Below are 21,482 nucleotides of genomic sequence, written 5' to 3' on the forward strand. Positions count from 1 at the left end.
ATTGCGACTTTCGAAAGAGAAGCCCATGACCCCAGCAACCTCGCCCTCTGAACGGCGCTACCAGAGCGGCTTCGGCAACGAGTACGCCTCCGAGGCGGTGCCCGGCGCCCTGCCCCAAGGCCGCAACAACCCGCAGCGCGGCCCCTTCGACCTGTACACCGAGCTGATCTCCGGCACCGCCTTCACCGCGCCGCGCCACGAGAACCGCCGCACCTGGCTGTACCGCCGGCAGCCTTCGGTGGTGTCGGGCCGCTACCAGCCCTACGCGCAGGCGCATTGGACGACCGGCGCCGACCGCGAGATCCCCCTGCCGCCCGAGCCCCTGCGCTGGCATCCTCAGTCGCTGGACGGCGCGGCCGACATCGACTTTGTCGACGGCATGCGCACCATCGCGGCCAACGGCGATGCCGAGTCGCAGGTCGGCATCGGCTCGCTGATGTACCTCGCGGGCCGCTCGATGGAGCGCCGCGCCTTCGTCAACGCCGACGGCGAAATGCTGCTGGTGCCGCAGCAGGGCCGCCTCGTCATCACGACCGAACTGGGCGTGCTCGGCGTGAAGCCCGGCGAAATCGCGGTGCTGCCGCGCGGCATGGCCTTCAAAGTGGCGTTGCCCGACGGGCTCTCGCGCGGCTACGTGTGCGAGAACTACGGCGCGCACTTCCGCCTGCCCGAGCTCGGCCCGATCGGCTCGAACGGCCTGGCCAACGCGCGCGACTTCCAGGCGCCCGTGGCGGCTTTCGAATCGGAAGAAGGTGCCTACGAAATCGTCAAGAAGTTCGGCGGCCGCTTCTGGCAGGCGCCGATGAAGCAGTCGCCCTTCAACGTGGTCGCCTGGCACGGCAACCTGTCGCCGGTGAAGTACGACACGGCGCATTTCATGGTGATCGGCTCGATCAGCTTCGACCATCCCGATCCGTCGATCTTCACCGTGCTGACTTCGCCCAGCGACACGCCCGGCACTGCCAACTGCGACTTCGTGATCTTCCCGCCGCGCTGGATGGTGATGGAAAACACCTTCCGTCCGCCATGGTTCCACCGCAACCTCATGAGCGAATTCATGGGCCTGGTGCTGGGCGAGTACGACGCCAAGCCGGGCGGCTTCAAGCCCGGCGGCGCGAGCCTGCACAACTGCATGGTGCCGCACGGCCCCGACGAGGAAGCCTTCGACAAGGCCACGCACGCCGACCTGAAGCCGCACAAGCTGGACAACACGCTGGCCTTCATGTTCGAGAGCCGCTACCGCTTCATTCCGACGAACTTCGCGCTGAAGAGCCCTGCGCTCGATACCGACTACGCGGACTGCTGGGCAGGATTGAAAGACCAGTTCAAGCCATGAGGGGCGCCTTCACCCTCACGCGCCGCGCGGCGGCCGTGGCGCTGCTCGCGGCGCCCTTCTTCGTGCACATCGCACAGGCCGCCGACTTTCCGACCAAGCCCATCCGCTTCATCGTGCCCTACACGCCGGGCGGCACCACCGACCTGGTGGCGCGCACCGTGGGCCAGAAGGTGTCGGAGAAGCTGGGCCAGCCGGTGCTGATCGACAACCGCGGCGGCGCGGGCGGCAACATCGGCATGGACGCCGTGGCCAAGGCCGCGCCCGACGGCTACACCATCGGCTTCGGCGCCATCTCGACCAATGCGCTGAACCCGCACATCTACAAATCGATGGCCTTCGACCCACGCAAGGATTTCACGGCCATCAGCCTGCTGGGCACCTCGACCATCGTGCTCGAAGTGCCGGCGGCCTCCGCCATCAAGACCGTGCCCGACCTCGTTGCCGCCGCGAAGAAGAACCCCGGCCTGCCCTACGCCACCGCGGGCGCCGGCACCTCGATGAACCTGGCCGGCGTGATGTTCGCGCAGATGACCGGCACCGAGCTCGTGCACGTCGCCTACAAGGGCAGCGGCCCGGCCATCACCGACATGCTGGGCAACAACATCGGCGTGATGTTCGACAACCTGCCGGCGTCGCTGCCGCACATACAGGCCGGCAAGCTGCGCGCGCTGGCGGTGGCAGGCCCCGCGCGCTCGCCTTCGCTGCCCGACGTGCCGACGATGGCCGAAGCCGGGCTCAAGGGCTACGCGCTGGAACCGTGGTTCGGCGTGTACGGCCCGGCGAAGCTGCCGGTGCCGATCGTCAAGGCGCTGAACGAGGCCTTTGTCGAAGCGCTCGCCATGCCCGACGTGAAAGCCAAGCTGGCGCAGGCCGGCTTCTCGCCGCGCAGCTCGACCCCACAAGAGCTGACCACGCTGACCGAAACCGAATACAAGCGCCTGGGCGATGTGGCCCAAAAGGCCGGCATGACCGCCGACTGAACCGATTCACAGAAAGACATCCATGACCGCACTGAACGCCACCCATGACCCGAAGCTGCGCAGCTGGGTCGCCTCGGCCCATGAAGCCGGCACCGACTTCCCGATCCAGAACCTGCCCCTCGGTCGCTTCCGCACGGCCGGCAGCAGCGAGGGTTTCCGCATCGGCGTCGCCATCGGCGACCAGGTGCTGGACCTGCGCGCAACGGGCCTCGTCGACACCGACGACATGAACGTGCTGATGAACGCCAGCATCAAGGACCGCCAGGCCCTGCGCGCCGCGATCTCCGCGGGCCTTGCCGAAGGCAGCGACAAGCAGGCCGCGTGGTCGAAGGCGCTGCTGGCGCAGGGCAAGGCCGAGATGACGGTGCCCTGCCGCATCGGCGACTACACCGACTTCTACACGGGCATCCATCACGCGACCACCGTCGGCAAGCTGTTCCGCCCCGACCAGCCGCTGCTGCCCAACTACAAGTGGGTGCCCATCGGGTATCACGGCCGCGCCTCGTCCATCGTCGTGAGCGGCCAGAGCTTCAAGCGCCCGCAGGGCCAGACCAAGGCGCCGGATGCGGCCGAGCCGAGCTTCGGCCCCTCGAAGCGGCTCGACTACGAGCTGGAGCTGGGCTTCCTGGTGGGCCGCGGCAACGCGCAGGGCGAACCCATTGCCATCGGCGAGGCCGAAGACCACCTGTTCGGCGTGACGCTGCTCAACGACTGGTCGGCGCGCGACGTGCAAGCCTGGGAGTACCAGCCGCTCGGCCCCTTCCTCTCGAAGAATTTCGCAAGCTCGCTGTCGCCGTGGATCGTGACGATGGAGGCGCTGGCGCCGTTCCGCGCGAAGTTCGAACGGCCCGCGGAAGACCCGCAGCCGCTGCCGTACCTCGATTCGGCATCGAACCGCGAGAGCGGCGCACTCGACATCACGCTCGAAGTGCTGCTGCAGACCGCGAAGATGCGCGCCGAGGGCGTTGCCCCGGCGCTGCTCACGCGCGGCAACACCACCGAGGCCGCCTACTGGACGGCCGCACAGCTCATCGCGCACCACACGGTGAACGGCTGCAACCTGCAGCCGGGCGACCTGCTGGGCTCGGGCACGCTGTCGGGCCCGAAGCCCGACGAGGCCGGCTCGATGATGGAGCTGACGCTGGGCGGCAAGCAGCCGATCACGCTGCCGAATGGCGAGAAGCGCACGTTCCTGGAAGACGGGGACACGCTGATCATTCGCGGTTACTGCGAGCGCGCGGGCGCGGTGCGCATCGGCCTCGGCGAGGTCAGCGGAACGGTGGTCTGAGGCTTGCGTTGCCCTCCCCGTCTTGTCCCCTCTCCCTCTGGGAGAGGGCTAGGGTGAGGGCAGCGGCGTCAGAAAGCGCGCGATGGAGGTGAGGCCGCTCGCCCTCACCCCAACCCTCTCCCAGAGGGAGAGGGAGTAATACGGGTCAGGGCGCGGTAGCAGGCGTTGCCACGGGCGCCGGCCACGCCACTTCACTCGCCACGCGCGGCTTGCCGATTGGCGCGGTCGCCTTGCCGGTCTTGATGGCCGCCAGGTCGGCCTCGCTCGGGTACTGGTTCGCGAGCCAGTAGTCGAACACCCGGCGCGCGATGGGGGCCGCGGCGCCCGCGCCCCAGCCGGCGTTTTCCACGATCACGGCCACGGCGATCTTCGGGTCGTTCACCGGCGCGAAGGCCATGAAAAGAGCGTGGTCGCGCTGGTGTTCTTCCAGGGCGCGCGCGTTGTACTTGGTGTTCTGCGCCTGCGTTACCGCCTGCGCCGTGCCCGTCTTGCCGGCTGCCTGGTAGGCCGCGCCCGCGAACACGCCGCGCGCCGTGCCGGCGGTGACCACGCTGGTCAGGCCGTCGCGGACCACCGCAACGTTGGCCGCCGAGAAGCCGAGGTTTTCCGCCGGCGGCTGCTGCAGCGGCACCACCTGCCCGCTCACGGTGTTGCGCGTGGCCAGCACGAGGTGCGGCTTGTGCTTCAAGCCGCCGTCGGCCACGACGGCCGTGGCCTGCGCCAGCTGCAGCATCGTGAAGGCGTTGTAGCCCTGCCCGATGCCCAGCGAGATGGTCTCGCCCGCGTACCACTTCTTTTGCTCGGGGCGCTTGTAGGTGTTGCGTTTCCACTCGGTGCTGGGCAGCACGCCGCGCACCTCGCCGCCCAGGTCGATGCCGGTGATCTGGCCGAAGCCCAGCGGCTTCATGAAGTCGTGGATCAGGTCCACGCCCATCTCGTTGGCCAGCGAGTAGTAGTAGATGTTGCTCGACAGCTGGATCGATCGGCGCATGTCGACGCCGCCCAGGTTGCCTTCGGGGCTGCCGAAGCGGTGGCCGCCGAAGTTGAAGTAGCCGGGGTCGTTCACCACCACGTTGGGCCCGCGCTTGCCGGTTTGCAATGCCGCCATTGCCATGAAGGGCTTGTAGGTGGAACCGGGCGGATAGGTGCCGCGCAGGGCGCGGTTCAGGAGCGGCTTGTCGAGGGACTCGGTGAGCGCCGCCCAGCTTTCGTTGTCGATGCCTTCGACGAACAGGTTGGGGTCGAAGGTGGGCTTGCTCACGAAGGCCAGCACCTCGCCGGTCTTGGGGTCGATGGCCACCAGCGCGCCGCGGCGGTCGCCGTACATGTCTTCCACCAGCTTCTGCAGCTTGATGTCGAGCGACAGCATCACGGTGTTGCCCGGTGTGGCCGGATGGCTGGCCAGGCGGCGCACGGCGCGGCCGCCCGCCGAGGTTTCCATCTGCTCGACACCGGTCTGGCCGTGCAGCGTCTTCTCGTAGCTCTGCTCGATGCCGAGCTTGCCGATGTAATCGGTGCCCTTGTAGTTGGCCTGGTCTTCCTCGTCCCAGTCTTCCATCGCGGTCTTCTCGCGCTGGTTGATGCGGCCGATGTAGCCAAGCACGTGCGAGGCCAGCTCGCCCTGCGGGTAGTTGCGGAACAGGCGCGCCTTGATCTCCACGCCCGGGAAGCGATAGCGCTGGGCCGCGAAGCGCGCCACCTCTTCGTCGCTCAGGCGGGTGCGGATCGGAATGGAGTCGAAGCTGCGCGAGTCTTCGCGCAGGCGCTTGAAGCGGCGGCGGTCGCGCGGCGAGACTTCGAGCACCTGGGTCAGGCTGTCGATGGTTTCCTCGACGTCGTTCACCTTGGAGGGCGTGATCTCCAGCGTGTAGGCCGAATAGTTCGAGGCCAGCACGATGCCGTTGCGGTCGAGGATCAGGCCCCGGTTGGGCACCACCGGTACCACGGCCGTGCGGTTGCTCTCTGCCTGCTCGGCCAGGTCTTCGTGGCGCGTGACCTGCAGGTACACCAGCCGCGCACACAGCAGGCTGAACGCGAACAGCACCGCCAGGCCAATGACGATCACGCGGCGCTTGAAGCGCGCGAGGTCGGCGGCGACGTTGCGGATTTCGGTCATGGCGGTGGGAGCTTAGGCGCGTGCAGTTGCTTTTGGCAAATGCGGCGGGCAGGGCTTAGAGGGGGCGGTTCTCGTCCGGTTCCGGGGTGCGGCGCTGCGGGGCCAGTAACAGTGCGGTGACCAAGGGCCACAGCGCGGCCTCGATGGCAGGCGAGATCAGCACAGACCACCCCGGGAACACACCGCCGCCGATCATCCGCGTGACGACCTCGATCAGCTGCGACAGCGCAAAGAGCGGCAGCACCTGCAGCGCCTGCGAGAGCACCGGATACCAGAGCAGGCGCCGGTGGATGGTGATCGCGAAGAAGCCCAGCGTGGTGTAGGACAGCGCATGCTGGCCCAGCATCGACGACTGGTGCACGTCCATGCACAGGCCGAACACGAAGGCCGCGCCGATGCCCACGCGCGCGGGCTGGTGCACGCCCCAGAACACGATCACCAACGCCAGCAGGTCGGGCATCCAGACCGCGCGGCCGATGGGGATCATGTTGATGAGCAGCGCCACCACGAGGCTGCTCCACATGAAGAGCGGGCTGACGGGCAGCAGGAGCTGCTGCTGGCCTGGACGCTTGATCATGGGCGCGCTCCCGCTGGCTTCTTTTCGTTCTTGCCCGCGCCGGGCTTGCCTTCAGGCCGCTTGCGCTGGGTGGCGGCGGGCGCGGCAGGCGGCGGCGCGGCCGGCGTGCCGGTGGGCTCGAGCACCAGCACGTAGCGCGCGGCCGTCACATGGGCCAGCGGCACGCAGTAGATGCGGGCGAAAGCCGAGTCGGCGCGCCGCTCGATGCGCTCGATCTTCGCCACCGGCAGGCCGGCGGGATAGATGCCGTCGACGCCGCTGGTGGAGAGCAGGTCGCCCTCCTGCAGGTCGGCATTGGCGGCCATGAAGCGCAGCTCCAGCCCGCCGCCGTGGGCCGAGGCGTCGCCGAAGGCCACGCTGCGCACGCCGGTGCGGGTGTTCTGCACGGGAATGGAAAGATCGCGGTCGATCACCAGCGTGACCTCGCTCGTGAAGGGCAGCACCTGCGTGACCTGGCCGAGCACGCCGCGCGCGTCGATCACCGGCGAGCCGGGCGCCACGCCCTGGGTCAGGCCCTGGTCGATGACGATCTTGCGGGTGTAGGGGTCGGCCGCGTCGTAGAGCACCTCGGCCGCGCGGCCCGGCGTGGCCGTGGTCTGGCGCAGTTCGAGCAGCTCGCGCAGACGGGCGTTGTCCTGCAGCAGCGTGTCGGCCTGGGCGGCGCGTTCGGCCTGCATCATCAGCGCCTTGCGGGCGTCTTCCTCGTTGCGCTGCGCGGTCTGCAGGTCTTCGAGGTAGCGCCCGCCTCCCAGCACGGCCTGCACCGGCTTCAGCGCCACCCATTGCACCGGGTAGAGCACCGCGCCGATGGTCGCGCGGATCGGCTGCACGATGTGAAAGCGCGCATCGGCCACCATGAGGAACAGGGCGAGCGCGCCGAAGAAGATCAGCTTGCTGAGCGCCGACTGCCCCTGGTTGAACAGGGGTGGCGCTGTGCGATCGAGCGTGCCCAGAGGCATGAATTCAGACCCGGCGGTGGTGCGGAATCAAATAACAAAAAGCCGGCCTGCGCAAGCAGAGGCCGGCCGATGATGGCTTTCGCCTTTTACTCGCTCGTGAAGATGCTGCCCAGGCGATCCATGCGCTCCAGGGCGATACCGCAGCCGCGCACCACACAGGTCAGCGGGTCTTCGGCCACCAGCACCGGCAGGCCGGTTTCCTCGGCCAGCAGGCGGTCGAGGTCGCGCAGCAAGGCGCCGCCACCGGTCAGCATCATGCCGCGCTCGGCGATGTCGGCGCCCAGCTCGGGCGGAGTCTGTTCCAGCGCGTTCTTCACGGCCGAGACGATGTTGTTGAGCGGATCGGTCAGGGCTTCCAGCACTTCGTTGCTGCTGATGGTGAAGCTGCGCGGCACGCCTTCGGAAAGGTTGCGGCCCTTGACTTCCATTTCCTTGACTTCGGAGCCCGGGAAGGCCGAGCCGATGTTCTTCTTGATGACTTCGGCCGTCGGCTCGCCGATCAGCATGCCGTAGTTGCGGCGGATGTAATTGATGATGGCTTCGTCGAAGCGGTCGCCGCCGACGCGCACCGAGCCCTTGTAGACCATGCCGCCCAGGCTGATGACGCCCACTTCGGTGGTGCCGCCGCCGATGTCCACCACCATCGAGCCCGAGGCTTCACTGACGGGGAGGCCCGCGCCGATGGCCGCGGCCATGGGTTCTTCGATGAGGTAGACGGAGGTGGCGCCAGCTGCTTCGGCCGCGTCCTTGATGGCGCGGCGCTCGACCTGGGTGGAGCCGCAGGGCACGCAGATGATGATGCGCGGGCTCGGCGTGAGCAGCGTGCGCGGGTGCACCATCTTGATGAACTGCTTGATCATCTGCTCGGTGATCACGAAGTCGGCAATGACGCCGTCCTTCATCGGGCGGATCGCCTCGATGTTGCCAGGCACCTTGCCCAGCATGGCCTTGGCCTCGCGGCCGACAGCCTGGATCACCTTCTTGCCGTGGGGGCCACCTTCGTGGCGAATGGCGACAACCGAGGGCTCGTCCAGCACGATGCCCTTGTTACGGGCAAATATCAGGGTGTTGGCGGTGCCGAGGTCGATCGCAAGGTCGGTGGAAAAGTACCGACGGAAAGCTCCAAACATGTGCGGAATTCCTCTGAGTACGGCCTGCGCATCGGCAGGTCGTCACTCTATTTTTTGGGTCGTTTGACGGGGTGAATTGATCGTTTTTGGCGCAAAAGCCGGCGCGTTCGCGGGGGTTGCGGCAAAGGCGGGATAATACCCGAATCCCCTCTGATTCCTGTATTAGCACCCGCTTCGGCGTGCGATTACCTTCGCTTTTTTGGGCCGTTCCGACCTATGTCACTCTCCGCTTCCGATATTGCGCGCATTGCCTCGCTGGCGAGGCTGCAGCTTGCCTCCGATGAAAGCGAGCGCATGCTCAGCCAGATCAACGGCTTTTTCGATTTAGTCGAACGTATGCGTTCCGTGGACACCACGGGCGTCGAGCCGCTGGCCCATCCGGTGGCCGCGCTCGAAGACATCACGCTGCGCCTGCGCGACGACGTGGTGAGCGAACCCAATAACCGCGAAGCCAACCAGAAGAGCGCCCCGGCCGTCGAAGCCGGTCTGTTTCTCGTGCCGAAGGTGATCGAATAATGAGCAGCGGTGAATTGCACCAGATGAGCGTGGTCGCGCTGGCCAAGGCATTGGCCGAGCGCAAGGTCTCGGCCGTCGAGGCCTCGCAGGTTTTTCTCGGCCGCATGAAGGCGCACGAGTCGCTCGGCACCTTCGTAACCGTCAATGAAGAAGTCACGCTGGCCCAGGCCCGCGCCGCTGACGCACTGATTGCCACCGGCAACGCACCGGCGCTGGCCGGCGTGCCGATCGCGCACAAGGACATCTTCGCCACCGCCGATTTCGCCACCACCGCCGGCTCGAAGATGCTCGCGGGCTACCGCTCGCCTTTCGACGCCACCGTGGTCAAGCGCCTGGCCGAGGCCGGCGCGGTCACGCTCGGCAAGCTCAGCTGCGACGAGTTCGCCATGGGCTCCGCCAACGAGAACATCGCCGTGCCCGCCGTGGGCCACGACAAGGCCGTGCCCGTGCAGAACCCCTGGAACCGCGAACGCATTCCGGGCGGCTCTTCGGGCGCCAGCGCGGCTGCAGTCGCGGCACGTCTGGCCCCCGCGGCCACCGGCACCGACACCGGCGGCTCGATCCGCCAGCCCGCGTCGTTCTGCGGTGTGACCGGCATCAAGCCCACCTACGGCCGCGCCTCGCGCTATGGCATGGTGGCCTTTGCGTCGAGCCTCGACCAGGCCGGCCCGATGGCCCGCTCGGCCGAAGACTGCGCGCTGCTGCTGTCGGCTTTCTGCGGCCCCGATCTCGACCGCGATTCGACCTCGCTCGACAAGCCCGCCGAGAACTTCGGCCGCTCGCTGAACGACTCGCTCGAAGGCCTGCGCATCGGCGTGCCGAAGGAGTTCTTCGGCGAAGGCGTGGCGCCCGGCGTGCGCGCGGCCATCGACGCGGCGCTCGCGCAGTACGAGAAGCTCGGCGCCAAGCGCGTCGAGGTCACGCTGCCGCGCACCGAACTGTCGATTCCCGTGTACTACATCATTGCCGCGGCCGAGGCCTCGAGCAACCTGAGCCGCTTCGACGGCGTGAAATTCGGCCACCGCGCGAAACAGTACAAGGACCTGTCCGACATGTACGAACGCACGCGCGCCGAAGGCTTCGGCGACGAAGTCAAGCGCCGCATCATGATCGGCACCTACGTGCTTTCGCACGGCTACTACGACGCCTACTACCTGCAGGCGCAAAAAGTGCGCCGCATGATCGCCGACGACTTCCAGCAGGCCTTCAGGCAGTGCGACGTGATCGCCGGCCCCGCCGCGCCCACCACCGCGTGGAAGCTCGGCGAACATGGCGACGACCCCGTGGCCGACTACCTCGCCGACATCTTCACGCTGCCCGCCTCGCTGGCCGGCCTGCCCGGCATGAGCGTGCCCGCAGGCTTCGACGGCGGCATGCCCGTGGGCCTGCAGCTGATCGGCAACTACTTCGGCGAAGCGAAGCTGCTCAACGCGGCGCACCGCTTCCAGCAGGCCACCGACTGGCACGCGCGCACACCGGAGGGCTTTTGAGATGAGCGAGACCGTGAACACATTCGAAGCACAACAGCAGGGCCGCCCGACCGGTCCGCTGGTGCGCGGCTATGAAGTCATCATCGGCTTCGAGACGCACGCCCAGCTGTCGACCGCGAGCAAGATCTTCAGCCGCGCCTCCACCGCCTTCGGCGCCGAGCCCAACACGCAGGCCTGCGCGGTCGACCTGGCGCTGCCCGGCACGCTGCCCGTGATGAACAAGGGCGCCGTCGAACGCGCCATCAAGCTCGGCCTGGCGCTGGGCTCGCACATCGCGCCGCGCAGCGTGTTCGCACGCAAGAACTACTTCTACCCCGACCTGCCCAAGGGCTACCAGATCAGCCAGTTCGAGATCCCGGTCGTGCAGGGCGGCTCGGTGTCGTTCTTCCTCGGCGAAGAACAGAAGACCGTGCGCCTCGTGCGTGCCCACCTCGAGGAAGACGCGGGCAAGTCGCTGCACGAAGACTTCATCGGCCAGAGCGGCATCGACCTGAACCGCGCCGGCACGCCGCTGCTTGAAATAGTGACCGAGCCCGACATGCGCTCCACCGCCGAGGCCGTGGCCTATGCGAAGGAGCTGCACAAGATCGTCACGTGGATCGGCATCTGCGACGGCAACATGCAGGAAGGCAGTTTCCGCTGCGACGCCAACGTGTCGGTGCGCAAGCCCGGCGACAAGCTCGGCACGCGCCGCGAGATCAAGAACCTGAACAGCTTCAAGCACATGCAGCAGGCGATCGACTACGAGATCCGCTGGCAGATCGAAGAGATCGAGGACGGCCGCAAGATCGAGCAGGCCACCGTGCTGTTCAACGAAGGCACCGGCGAGACGCGCGCGATGCGCGCCAAGGAAGACTCGGCCGACTACCGTTACTTCCCTGACCCCGACCTGCCCCCGCTGGTCATCGCCGCCGACTGGATCGAGCGCGTGAAGGCCACCATGCCCGAACTGCCGCGCGCGATGGCCGATCGCTACGTGCGCGACCACGGCCTGTCGGAATACGACGCGGCGCAGCTCACGCAGAGCGCCGCGCTCGCCGCCTACTTCGACGAGGCCGTGAACGCAGGCGCCACGCCCAAGCTTGCGAGCAACTGGATCACAGGCGAAATGGCGCGCCGCCTGAACGCCGCCGAGATCGGAATCGAAGCCGCCCCCGTGAAGGCGCAGCAACTGGCTCAACTGGTGAAGCGCATCGCCGACGGTACGCTGCCGAACAACGCCGCGCGCCAGGTGTTCGAAGCCCTGTGGACCGGCGAAGGCAGCGATGTCGATGCGATCATCGAGGCCAAAGACCTGAAGCCGATGAACGACACCGGCGCGCTCGACAAGATCCTCGACGAAGTGATCGCGAAGAACGCCAAGAACGTCGAGGAATACCGCGGCGGCAAGGAGAAGGCGCTCAACGCCCTCGTGGGTCAGGTCATGAAGGCCAGCGGCGGCAAGGCCAACCCGGCGCAGGTCACCGAGCTGCTGAAAGCCAAGCTGGGCTGACGGCAGGAAACCGGGGCCTTGGTGCAAGGCCCCGGCAGGTTCATCAGCGGGGGTTGCCGCCGTTCTGCGGCGACCAGAGCGTCTTCAGACGCGTGCGCTCTTCGTCGAAGCGCGCATTCACCCGCTTCTTCTCTTCTTCCTGCTCCGCAATGAAGCGGTTCTGCACCACCACGCTCTGCGTGTTGTCTTCGAGCTTGCGGCGCACCGCGCCCGGCGCCTTGCTGGTGTCCTGCTTGTAGAACTCCATCTCCTCGTCGATCTTCTTGCGGTCTTCGCTCAGCTCGGCGATGCGCTTGCGCGCCGCCTGAGTCACCGCGTCGATTTGCGCGAGCGCCTCGCTGCGTTCGCGGTCGTGCGTGGCGAGGTTCGGGTAGCGCACCAGCAGCGCGCGTTCGCGGCGCCGCTCGTCGGTCAGGCGCGCGGTCTGGATGGCGGCTTCGCGGGCACGGTCTTCGCGCTCCTGCAGCTCGCGCGCGGTGTAGGTCGGCTCGACCTTGCGGCGCACCGAGCCGCTCGGGTTCAGCTCGCGCTGCTCGCGGTCGGTGCACTCGGCAATCGGCCGGTCGGCCGTCAGCGTGCGGCCGCGGGCGTCGGTGCAGGTGTAGATACCGGGGGAGGCTCCTTCCACTTTCTGCGGTTGCGCTTGCAAGGCGCCGCAGAACGAAGAAACCGCCAGGAAGAAAGAAGCCGACGCCAGCAGGCGGATCGGCTTGCCGTGATCGTCGCGTGCGTCGTGCATGGGCGCCCTTGCCTCAGCTGGTGGCGCCGTAGCGCGTGCGGTAGGCCAGCACGCGTTCGCGGTGCGCGCCCAGGTCGGCGGCAGCGTTGCCCGAGAGGTAGCTCAGCAGGTCGTCCAGCGTGGCGATGGCAATCACCGACAGGCCGAGCTGGTTGCGCACGTACTGCACGGCGCTGTGATCCACGTCGACACCGTTCTCGGTGGCCTTTTCCTGCCGGTCGAGCGCAATGGCCACCGCATGCGGTGTGGCGCCGGCCGCCTGGATTGCCGCGATCGACTCGCGCACCGCGGTGCCGGCCGACATCACGTCGTCGACGATCAGCACGCGGCCCTTGAGCGGCGCGCCCACCAGGTTGCCGCCTTCGCCGTGTGCCTTGGCTTCCTTGCGGTTGTAGGCAAAGGGGTAGTTGCGCCCGCGCCGGGCCAGCTCCGCGGCCACCGTGGCGCCCAGCGGAATGCCCTTGTAGGCGGGGCCGAAGATCATGTCGAATTCAAGCCCGCTTTCGATCAGCCGGTCTGCATAGAATCCGGCGAGCCGGGCGATCTTGCCGCCGTCGTCGAAGAGCCCCGAGTTGAAGAAATAGGGGCTCATCCGACCGGCCTTGGTCTTGAATTCGCCAAAGCGCAGCACGCCGGCATCCAACGCAAACTGGACGAAGTCCTGTGCGACCGCGCTGCTTTTCTCACCATCTACAGCCATCGGGAATTCCTTGTGTTCAAACTGACCAGTCTCAATCTCAATGGCCTGCGTTCGGCCGCTACCAAAGGCGTGGCCGACTGGGTGGCCGAACTTGCGCCGGATTGTATTTGCATGCAGGAGATCCGCGTCCAGGCCAGCGACATCGAAGGCCGGTTCGAGGAAATGGCCGGCCTCAAGGGCCACTTCCACTTCGCCGAGAAAAAAGGCTACGCCGGCACCGCCATCTACACCAAGCACGCTCCGAGCCAGGTCGTGGTGGGCTGGGGCGACGCCGAGTTCGACGCCGAGGGCCGCTACCTCGAACTGCGCTTCGACACGCCCAAGCGCAAGTTCTCCGTCATCAGCTGCTACTTCCCGAGCGGCAGCTCGGGCGAGGAGCGGCAGGAGGCCAAGTTCCGCTTTCTCAAAGGCTTCTTTCCGCACCTGCTGGCACTGAAGAAAGAGCGCGAGTTCGTGCTGTGCGGCGACATCAACATCGCCCATAAAGAGATCGACCTGAAGAACTGGCGCGGCAACCAGAAGAACAGCGGCTTCCTGCCCGAAGAACGCGCCTGGATGACGAAGCTGCTCGACGTCGGCGCCGAGGGCGCAGGCCTGGTCGACGTGTACCGCATGCTCAAACCCGACACCACCGGCGATGCCTACACCTGGTGGAGCAACCGCGGCCAGGCCTATGCGAACAACGTGGGGTGGCGGCTCGACTACCACCTGGCCACGCCGAAGACCGCCGCGCTGGCGCGTACCGAGCAGATCTACAAGACCATCAAGTTCAGCGACCACGCGCCGATCACGGTGGACTACGACTTCAAGCTGTAAGGCGCGGCCTAGCCGCAGCAGCCACCCATCCGCCCGCGCCGGTAGAACGGCCCGAGGTCCTCGGCCAGCGCCTTGACGGTCTCGCGCCACGACAAGGCGCCGGCAGCATCCGCCACCAGTGCGCCGCGCATGCGCGCCAGCAGTTCGGTGCGCAGCGCGGGCTCGTCGACGCCCTGCACGCGGCCCGCATCGACCACCGCGCGCCCGCCTACCAGCACCTTGGCAATGTGGCGGCCGTTGCCCCGCGCCAGCAGCAGGTCGAGCGGATCCGTCTCGGCGAAGACCGCGTCGTCGTCGAGCGCATCCCAGTCCAGCAGCACCAGGTCGGCCGCGGCGCCGGGCACGATGCTGCCGCCGCCGGCCAGCCCGCCGCGCACGCTGCGCGGACCGTTGCGCGCGGCAAAGGCCCAGAGCTGGTCGCGCGTCATCGTGGTGTCGTAGCCCCAGCCGCGGTGCAGCGAGTACGCCAGCCGCATCTCGCGCAGCGCGTCGTCGTCTTCATCGAAGGCCATGCCGTCCAGGCCCATGGCCACGCGGCAGCCATGTCGCAGCATCTCGGGCACCGGCGCAATGCCCGACTTGAGCCCCAGGTTGGAGCTGGTGTTGACCGCGATCGTCGCGCCGCGCTCGGCAATCAGCGCCAGTTCCTCGGGCCGCGCCCAGGCGCAGTGCGCGAGCGTGAGGCGCGGGCCCAGCAGGCCGATGTCGTCGAGAAAACGGACGATGCCGCCGGGGTGGTTGGCATCGGCCCAGTCGCGCTGGTAGCGCGTTTCGAGCAGGTGCATGTGAACAGGCCGGCCCGTGTCGGCCGATGCCTGCGCAATTGCCTCGAGCAGCGGCGTGCTGCACCACTGCACCGCCGTCGGGCCGTACTGGACGGTCGCGTGGCCGCCATGGCCGTCCTCTTCCACCATGCGCGCGACCTCGTCGACCAGCGCAAGCTGCTGCGCGGGCGCCACCGGCTTCACCGCCAGCCGTTCGGCCACTGCATGGCGGATGCCGGGGCGCAGTGCCGCCAGCACGCTCGCGTCATCGCAGTAGGCAATGCCGTGGCGGTCGCGCATGGCGATGGCGAAGCCGATGCGCACGCCGACGTCACGCGCCGCGCGCGCCACCGCCCTAGCCTCGTCGACATAGGCCATGCCGCCCTGCACGCGCGTGTAGTGGACCATCAGGTTCGCCACGCCATGCCGCACCGAACGCGCGAACGAGGTCGCGGCGCAAAGGTACGGGTCCATGCCCGGCACCACGCCCAGGAACGGCAGCCAGCCTTCGAGCGGCTGGCCGAAGGCGCCCAGCGTGGCGCTGCGGAAGGTGCGCGCATGATCGTGCGCGTTGGTCAGCGCCGGCAGCGCGAGCAGGCGCGGCGTGCCCGTGCCGGCGACGGCCTCTTCCGCCAGCGGCGCGATCGACCGGATGCAGCCGCCCTCCAGCTCGATGCGCACATCCGACTGCGCAGGCTGCGCGCCGGGATCGGCCAGCAGCCATGCGCAGTCGAGCGGGCCTTCGTGCATGCGAGCGGACATGGCGTTTCCTTCGTCGTCGGTCAATCGTTCAGGGCGCAGCGATCTTGCGCTCCGCAAGCGGTGGCAGGAAGCGCCGGTCGAAGACCTCGCCTGCGGTCGGTGCATTCGCCAGTTCGAACGCTTCCTTCACCTGCCCGATGGCACGCGTCATGCGCTCGTCGTTCACGTCACCGATGCCGCCGGTGCCAACCTCGGGCGTCAGCATCACGGTGCGAAGCGTGTAGAGCAGGCGCCGCTTCTCCAGCGCCTGGTTGAGCAGCGGCTCGCGCTTCATCAACGCGGCAATGGCCGCGTCGGGGTCGGCCACGGTGTCGCGCACCGCCTTGTTGACGGCACGCACCAGCCCGGCCACGGCCTGCGGCTTGTCCCTGAGCAACTGGCGGGACACCAGCACGCCGTTGCCGTACAGGTCGACGCCGTGGTCTCCGTAGTGGAACCAGCGGATGTCCTTGTCCGGGTCCACGCCCTGCGCCACCAGGTTCATGTAGCTGGTCACCGAGAACACGGCCGAGCCCTCGACGTGGTCCTTCAGCAGCATCTGCTCCTGCAGGTTGGGCGCCATGCTGGTCCACTTGACCTTGCCCGCGTCCACGCCGTTGCGGGCCGCCATCAGCGGGAACATGCGTTGCGCGGCGCCGCCGGCCGGCGAGCCCAACGTGCGGCCCTCAAGGTCCTTGAGGGTCCTGATGGGGCTGCCCGCCTTCACGATGAGCGCGAACGGCGCGCGGTTGTAGACCATGTAGACCATCACGGGCGCGGCACCGGGCTTGGCGGCCGCGTTCTGGATGACCGCATTCACGTCGCCGAAGCCCGCGTCGTAGGCCCCGGCCATCACCTTGGTCACGGCCGCTGCCGAGCCGTCTCCCTGGTCGATCGTCACCGCGAGCTTTTCCGCGGCGAAGTAGCCCCGGTCTTCGGCGAGGTAGTACCAGGCATGGATGCCCTGCAACTTCCAGTCGAGGACGAACTTGATGGGCGTGAGCTGCTGGGCGCGTGCTTCGCGCACCGGAAGCGCCGCGAGCGATGCGCCCAACGCGGCGGACACCGCGACGACCGCTGCGCGGCGGGATACTGGAAAGAACATGCGAGGCTCCCGTGGGTTGAATCAGATGGCTTCGAAGAGAACGTCCTGCGCGCCTTCCCACAGCACTTTGGTGCCGAGCGCGCGCAGCTGCTCCCGCCCTTCGACGATGGTGAGGAAGTGGTTGCCCGCAAGCGTGCCCATCTTGCTGGCGAAGCTGCAGGCGCCGTAGGCCAGGATGATCTCGGTCTCGCTGTAGCCGCCGGGGTAGAACAGGATGTCGCCCACCGACGGATGGCTGGTGTGGTTCTCGAAGCCCACGCCCAGCTGGAAGTCGCCCAGCGGCACCCAGCAGCCTTCGCCGCTCCAGCGCACGTGAATGAGCTTCTGCCGGTAAGGCAGCAGCCGGCGGAAAGCCGCGACGGTGAGCGGCGCGTCGGGGTGCGTCTGCGCCACGAAACGCAGGCCGCCGGCGGTGATATGGACGAGATCGCTCATGTCGTTCATGCCATTGCCATGTCGGTCTTGCGCTGGGCCCAGCCCGTCATGCGCCGCTCGACCAGCGAGGAGACGGCATACAGCGCCACCCCCATCGCCGCAAGCAGGAAGAGCCCGGCGAACACCATCGGCACATCGAAGTTGCCGCTGGCGATCATCATCACCGTGCCGATGCCCTGGTTGGACGCGACCGTCTCGCTCAGCACGGTGCCCACGAAGGCCAGCGTGATCGCGATCTTGAGCGAGGCGAACAGGTAGGGCAGCGCACGCGGCAGGCCCACGTTCCAGAGAATGTCGCGCTTCCTCGCGCCGAGCACGCGCAGCACGTCCTCCAGCTCGGGCTCGGTGCTCGCGAGGCCGGTGGCCACGTTGACCACCACCGGAAAGATGCTGATCACCATCGAGGTCAGGATCGCCGGCACCGTGCCCGCGCCGAACCACACCACGAACAGCGGCACCACCGCCACCTTCGGAATGCTGGAGAACCCCACCAGCAGCGGATAGGTCACGTCGTAGGCCAGCTTCGAAGAGCCGATCATCACGCCGATGACGATGCCCGCTCCCACGCCCAGCACGAAGCCGGCGAGCGTGGTGTAGAGCGTCTGCACGGTGTGCGGCCACAGCAGCGGCATCTTCTGGATCAGCACCGCCGCAATCTGGCTCGGGCGCGGCAGGATCAGGTCGGACACGCCGAAGGCCAGGCACACTACCTCCCAGAGCACGAAGAAGCCGACGAGCGCGCCCGCGGAAAGCAGGCGTTGCCGTGCGAGCGGCGCGATCATGCGGCCACCTCTTCGAGCACATTCCCAGGCGGCACCAGCATCGGTACTGGCACCGCATCGCTTTCGCGGCGCGCCTGCGCGATGCGCATGCGCAGCTGCTGCACCAGCGCCGCGAATTCGGGCGCATAGCTGCTCTCCAGCGTGCGCGGCCGCGCGAAGCCCACGTCGCGCGTTTCGAGAATGCGCCCCGGCCGCGCGCTCATCACGCAGATGCGGTTGGCCAGGTAGGCCGACTCGCGCAGGTCGTGCGTCACCAGCAGCACGGTCGGGCGCTTGGCGATCCACAGCGTCTGCATGATGTCCCACAGCTCCTCGCGCGTGAACTGGTCGAGCGCGCCGAAGGGCTCGTCGAGCAGCAGCAGCTCGGGCTCGTGCACCAGCGCGCGGCACAGCGAGGCGCGCTGCAGCATGCCGCCCGACAGCTGCCACGGTCGCTTGTCGCCGAAGCCCTTCAGGCCCACCTGCGCCAGCAGCGCATCGGCGCGCTCGGCGTATTCGCCGCGCTTCTTGCTGCGGTAGTGCTGCCGGAAGGGCTCGACGATCTTCAGCGGGATCATCACGTTCTCGCGGATCGTGAGCCACGGCAGCATGGTCGGGTTCTGGAAGGCGAGGCCGATGCGAAGGCGCGGCGCCGCCGACGCATGCGCACCCGCCGGGGCCAGCGTGCCGGCCGCGCCCACCTCGCGCCCGCCGGCAATCACCGCGCCCGCACTCGGCCTCAGCAGGCCGGCCACCAGCTTCAGGATGGTTGACTTGCCGCAGCCGCTCGGGCCCACCAGGGCAACGAAGTCGCCCTTCTCGATGTCCAGCGTTGTATGGTCCAGCGCGATGGTGCCGCCGCCATAGCGCAGCATCACGTCGGACAGTTGGATGAATGCGTTGCCCATGAGGTCCTTCAGGAAAAAGTGGAGTCCGTGTCGTCCACCCGCAGGATCGCGGCCACCGGGCCGCCGCCTGCGGGCCCCTGGTGCTCGGCGCCGCCCGACACGTACAGCGCCGTATGGCCGGCCACCGAGGCCAGCACGCCGCCCACCACGGCGCGCGCATGGCGCGTCGAGTGGATGTCGGAGTCGTTGAGCATGGTGTGGCGCGTGTCGCGCACGCGGCCGTCGGGGCTGGCCTCGGCCTTCGCGAGCAGGTTCACGAGCCGCGCCGACAAGGCCTGCGCATCGCGCTCCGGGTCGAGCCCGAAGGCATCGCGCAGCAAGGCGCGTACGCTCGCGGCGTCGATCGCATCGCGCATCACCGCATGGGCGATGCGGAACGCCGACGCGCTGCCTTGCGCCTCGCCGAGCACGATGACGACGTTGTCTTCCAGCTCGATGCCGGCCGAGGCCGATGCGCGCGCGGAGAACAGCCGCCAATCGCTCATCACGCTGGCATCGCAGACCTCTTCGCGCGCGACTTCGCCGAGCGCGACCGCCACACCGAGCGCCGATGCGCCGCGCGAATAGCCCATCGACTCATAGCTGTCGTGGGTCACGGGTGCGGCGCCGCGTGCCAGCGCGGCGGAGACCTTGGCCGCGGTAAGCAACGGGCACTTGACCTGCACGAAGTGCACGTCGTCCGCGCTCTCGATGCCCGCATCGCGCATGGCCTCGGCCACGGCTTCGGCCGTGGCGTCGACCTGTGCGGTGCGGCCCAATTCCTCCGGCAGGAAGGCGCGCGTATGCGCGACGCCGACCACGAGGCGCTTGCCCAGGCCAGCCGGCGCTTCGGCCACCCAGCGCCGCGTGAACACCGTGAAGTGCGGCGACAGCACGCCCTCGGTGCCGCCCGACATCACCAGCGCCACGCGGGCATGCACCGCGTCGGGCGTGCAACCCAGCGCGGGCGCCAGCAGATGGCACCAGGCACTGGATGCGTACTCGCGCGTGAAGTCGTTGACGCAGCCGTTGCCTTCGGTCTTTCCCATCACGGCCACGATGTCGGCCGCGACGATCTCGCCCGCATCGATCAGCGCCCTGGCGCCGCTCAGGTCGCCCGGCCCGCTGCACGGGATGCGCCATACCTGCACCTGCTGCACGCGGCCCGCGTTCATGCGGCGCTCCAATCCACCGCACCCACCGGCACGGCCGTCGCAGGCACGCCGGCCGGCGTCTGCAGGATCGCGCTGCTGTAGTGCTCGGTGTTGCGCGGCTTCGGAGTGGGCATCTTCTGCACACCCTTCACCGTGCGCCCCCAGCCGACCGCATCGCTCACCAGCTTGCCTTCGCGCATCACGAAGCGCCCGCGCAGCAGCGTGTGCAGCGGATAGCCCTTCACCGCGCGGCCGTTCCACGGCGATATCTTGCTGATGCTCTGCAGCCGGCTCTGCGACAGCGTGCCGGCGCGCTGCATGTCGACGATCGCGATGTCGGCGTGCGCACCCGGCGCGATCACGCCCTTGGTGCCATACAGGCCCCAGGCCCGGGCCGGGTTCACCGCGCTCCAGCGCACGTAGTCCATCAGCGTGGCGCGCTCGCGGTTTACCTCGGTCAGCATCAGCGGCATCTGCGTCTCCACGCCCGGAAAGCCGCAGTCGCAGTCCCATATGCTCTCGCGGGTCTTCTCTTCGGGGGTGTGCGGCGCGTGGTCGGTCGCGATCATGTCGAGCGTGCCGTCGAGCAGCGCGTCCCACAACGGCTGGTTGTGGCGCGCCTCGCGGATCGGCGGGTTGAGCCGCATCACGCCGCCGAGCTTCAGCATGTGGCTGGTGTTCAGCAGCAGGTACTGCGGGCAGGTCTCGGCCGTCACGTCGACGCCGCGGCGCTTGGCTTCGCGCAGCAGGAAGAGCGAATCGGCCGCGCTGTGGTGCGCGATGTGCACGCGCGCGCCGGTCCACTCGGCCAGCGTGAGCACGCGGCCGATGGCTTCGATCTCGGCCACCGCCGGGCGCGCGGCCAGGTGCGCCATCGCGTCGATGCGGCCGGCGGCCTTCATCTTCTGCTGGCGGCGCTGCAGGATTGACGAGTTCTCCGCATGCACCACGGTGCGGATACCCAACGGGGCGAGCTTCTCGAAACCCTCGAGCAACGCACCATCGGTGGGCGCGGGCAGATTGCCGAAGGTGTTGCCGACAAAGGCCTTGAAGCTGGTGACGCCGGCGTCGAGAAGTTCTTCGAGCCGCTCGACCGTATCGTCGCCCAACAGGCCGTGGATGCCGAAGTCGCAATACGACGACTCGGCCGCCTTCTGCTTCAGGCGCAGGGCCTCGACGGTGCCCGTCGCCGGATTGGTGTTGGGCATCTCGAACACGGTGGTCACGCCGCCCATCGCGGCGGCGGCCGAGCCGGTCTTCCAGGTTTCCTTGTTCGGGTAGCCCGGGTCGCGGAAATGCACGTGGCTGTCGATGGCGCCCGGCAGCAGGAACAGCCCGTCGGCGCGCATCTCCTCGCGCGCCGGCGGCATGGTGTCGTCATGGCCGACGGCCACGATGTGCTCGCCTGCGATGGCCACGCTGGCTTCGATGATCTGGTCTGCGGACACGACGCGCGCGCCGCGAATGACGAGGTCGACTTCTTTCATGCCGGTCTC

20 protein-coding genes are annotated in these 21,482 nt (G+C 68.0%); 7 read left to right on the top strand and 13 right to left on the bottom strand.

Annotated features, from left to right (window positions below):
- The first annotated feature begins 25 nt into the window (after positions 1-25).
- The 3 genes from hmgA to fahA are packed head-to-tail and all read left to right on the top strand — an operon-like array spanning position 26 to position 3,604.
- Complete coding sequence (hmgA, locus tag NWF24_RS30290) at positions 26-1,336, top strand: homogentisate 1,2-dioxygenase (RefSeq protein WP_258351755.1); 1,311 nt, start codon at positions 26-28, stop codon at positions 1,334-1,336.
- The gene (locus NWF24_RS30295; protein WP_258351756.1) at positions 1,333-2,316 is read left to right on the top strand and encodes a Bug family tripartite tricarboxylate transporter substrate binding protein; all 984 of its coding nucleotides are present in this window, start codon (positions 1,333-1,335) and stop codon (positions 2,314-2,316) included. The genes hmgA and NWF24_RS30295 overlap by 4 nt, the downstream gene beginning before the upstream one ends.
- 22 nt (positions 2,317-2,338) lie before the next feature.
- Complete coding sequence (fahA, locus tag NWF24_RS30300; protein WP_258351757.1) at positions 2,339-3,604, top strand: fumarylacetoacetase; 1,266 nt, start codon at positions 2,339-2,341, stop codon at positions 3,602-3,604.
- A gap of 145 nt (positions 3,605-3,749) precedes the next feature.
- On the opposite strand, the gene mrdA is transcribed toward fahA, so the two are convergent.
- The 4 genes from mrdA to NWF24_RS30320 all read right to left on the bottom strand — a co-directional run bounded on the left by mrdA (position 3,750) and on the right by NWF24_RS30320 (position 8,386).
- On the bottom strand, positions 3,750-5,720 hold the full coding sequence (gene mrdA / locus NWF24_RS30305; RefSeq protein ID WP_258351758.1) for a penicillin-binding protein 2: 1,971 nt from the start codon (positions 5,718-5,720) through the stop codon (positions 3,750-3,752).
- Positions 5,721-5,775: 55 nt separating this feature from the next.
- Entirely contained in the window at positions 5,776-6,297 is a 522-nt protein-coding gene (gene mreD, locus NWF24_RS30310) for a rod shape-determining protein MreD (RefSeq protein ID WP_093076761.1), read from the bottom strand.
- Entirely contained in the window at positions 6,294-7,256 is a 963-nt protein-coding gene (gene mreC, locus NWF24_RS30315) for a rod shape-determining protein MreC (RefSeq protein WP_258351759.1), read from the bottom strand. The genes mreD and mreC overlap by 4 nt, the downstream gene beginning before the upstream one ends.
- 86 nt (positions 7,257-7,342) lie before the next feature.
- Positions 7,343-8,386: a rod shape-determining protein gene (locus NWF24_RS30320; RefSeq protein ID WP_007833435.1), complete on the bottom strand. Its 1,044-nt coding sequence runs from the start codon at positions 8,384-8,386 to the stop codon at positions 7,343-7,345.
- A 216-nt stretch (positions 8,387-8,602) separates the two neighbouring features.
- On the opposite strand from NWF24_RS30320, the gene gatC reads away from it, so the two are divergent.
- The 3 genes from gatC to gatB are packed head-to-tail and all read left to right on the top strand — an operon-like array spanning position 8,603 to position 11,884.
- Entirely contained in the window at positions 8,603-8,902 is a 300-nt protein-coding gene (gatC, locus tag NWF24_RS30325) for an Asp-tRNA(Asn)/Glu-tRNA(Gln) amidotransferase subunit GatC (RefSeq protein ID WP_056588033.1), read from the top strand.
- Complete coding sequence (gene gatA / locus NWF24_RS30330; RefSeq protein ID WP_258351760.1) at positions 8,902-10,392, top strand: Asp-tRNA(Asn)/Glu-tRNA(Gln) amidotransferase subunit GatA; 1,491 nt, start codon at positions 8,902-8,904, stop codon at positions 10,390-10,392. Before gatC ends, gatA begins: the two co-directional genes overlap by 1 nt.
- Before the next feature lies 1 nt (position 10,393).
- A complete protein-coding gene (gene gatB / locus NWF24_RS30335; protein ID WP_258351761.1) occupies positions 10,394-11,884 on the top strand; it encodes an Asp-tRNA(Asn)/Glu-tRNA(Gln) amidotransferase subunit GatB in 1,491 nt (496 codons plus the stop codon).
- A 43-nt stretch (positions 11,885-11,927) separates the two neighbouring features.
- Here the strand turns inward: gatB and NWF24_RS30340 are convergent, their stop codons facing one another.
- Together NWF24_RS30340 and pyrE are read right to left on the bottom strand one after the other, a co-directional pair.
- Positions 11,928-12,623 carry a DUF4124 domain-containing protein gene (locus tag NWF24_RS30340; RefSeq protein WP_258351762.1) on the bottom strand — a complete coding sequence of 232 codons (696 nt, stop codon included), beginning with the start codon at positions 12,621-12,623 and terminating at the stop codon, positions 11,928-11,930.
- Positions 12,624-12,636: 13 nt separating this feature from the next.
- Positions 12,637-13,323 (bottom strand): orotate phosphoribosyltransferase, encoded by a 687-nt coding sequence (pyrE, locus tag NWF24_RS30345; RefSeq protein ID WP_258351763.1) that lies wholly within the window; start codon positions 13,321-13,323, stop codon positions 12,637-12,639.
- Between the two features lie 12 nt (positions 13,324-13,335).
- Here pyrE and NWF24_RS30350 point away from each other — a divergent pair, with 12 nt between their 5' ends.
- The gene (locus NWF24_RS30350; RefSeq protein ID WP_258351764.1) at positions 13,336-14,139 is read left to right on the top strand and encodes an exodeoxyribonuclease III; all 804 of its coding nucleotides are present in this window, start codon (positions 13,336-13,338) and stop codon (positions 14,137-14,139) included.
- 8 nt (positions 14,140-14,147) lie between these two features.
- Here the strand turns inward: NWF24_RS30350 and NWF24_RS30355 are convergent, their stop codons facing one another.
- Genes NWF24_RS30355 through allB form a run of 7 tightly spaced genes read right to left on the bottom strand, consistent with a single transcriptional unit; the run spans position 14,148 to position 21,473 of the window.
- The gene (locus NWF24_RS30355; RefSeq protein WP_258351765.1) at positions 14,148-15,665 is read right to left on the bottom strand and encodes an amidohydrolase family protein; all 1,518 of its coding nucleotides are present in this window, start codon (positions 15,663-15,665) and stop codon (positions 14,148-14,150) included.
- A 28-nt stretch (positions 15,666-15,693) separates the two neighbouring features.
- Positions 15,694-16,749, bottom strand: a complete 1,056-nt coding sequence (locus tag NWF24_RS30360; protein WP_093076755.1) for an ABC transporter substrate-binding protein — start codon at positions 16,747-16,749, stop codon at positions 15,694-15,696.
- Between the two features lie 21 nt (positions 16,750-16,770).
- Positions 16,771-17,184, bottom strand: coding sequence for a DUF3830 family protein (locus NWF24_RS30365; RefSeq protein ID WP_258351766.1), 414 nt, complete (start codon positions 17,182-17,184; stop codon positions 16,771-16,773).
- A 5-nt stretch (positions 17,185-17,189) separates the two neighbouring features.
- Entirely contained in the window at positions 17,190-17,966 is a 777-nt protein-coding gene (locus NWF24_RS30370; protein ID WP_093076753.1) for an ABC transporter permease, read from the bottom strand.
- Positions 17,963-18,853 (bottom strand): ABC transporter ATP-binding protein, encoded by an 891-nt coding sequence (locus tag NWF24_RS30375; protein WP_093053514.1) that lies wholly within the window; start codon positions 18,851-18,853, stop codon positions 17,963-17,965. The genes NWF24_RS30370 and NWF24_RS30375 overlap by 4 nt, the downstream gene beginning before the upstream one ends.
- 8 nt (positions 18,854-18,861) lie before the next feature.
- The gene (atzD, locus tag NWF24_RS30380; protein WP_309148848.1) at positions 18,862-20,007 is read right to left on the bottom strand and encodes a cyanuric acid amidohydrolase; all 1,146 of its coding nucleotides are present in this window, start codon (positions 20,005-20,007) and stop codon (positions 18,862-18,864) included.
- A complete protein-coding gene (gene allB / locus NWF24_RS30385) occupies positions 20,004-21,473 on the bottom strand; it encodes an allantoinase AllB (protein ID WP_258351767.1) in 1,470 nt (489 codons plus the stop codon). Before allB ends, atzD begins: the two co-directional genes overlap by 4 nt.
- Positions 21,474-21,482: the final 9 nt, after the last annotated feature.

Origin of the sequence: Variovorax paradoxus (assembly GCF_024734665.1) — a bacterium.
In the GTDB taxonomy this organism is placed as follows: domain Bacteria; phylum Pseudomonadota; class Gammaproteobacteria; order Burkholderiales; family Burkholderiaceae_C; genus Variovorax.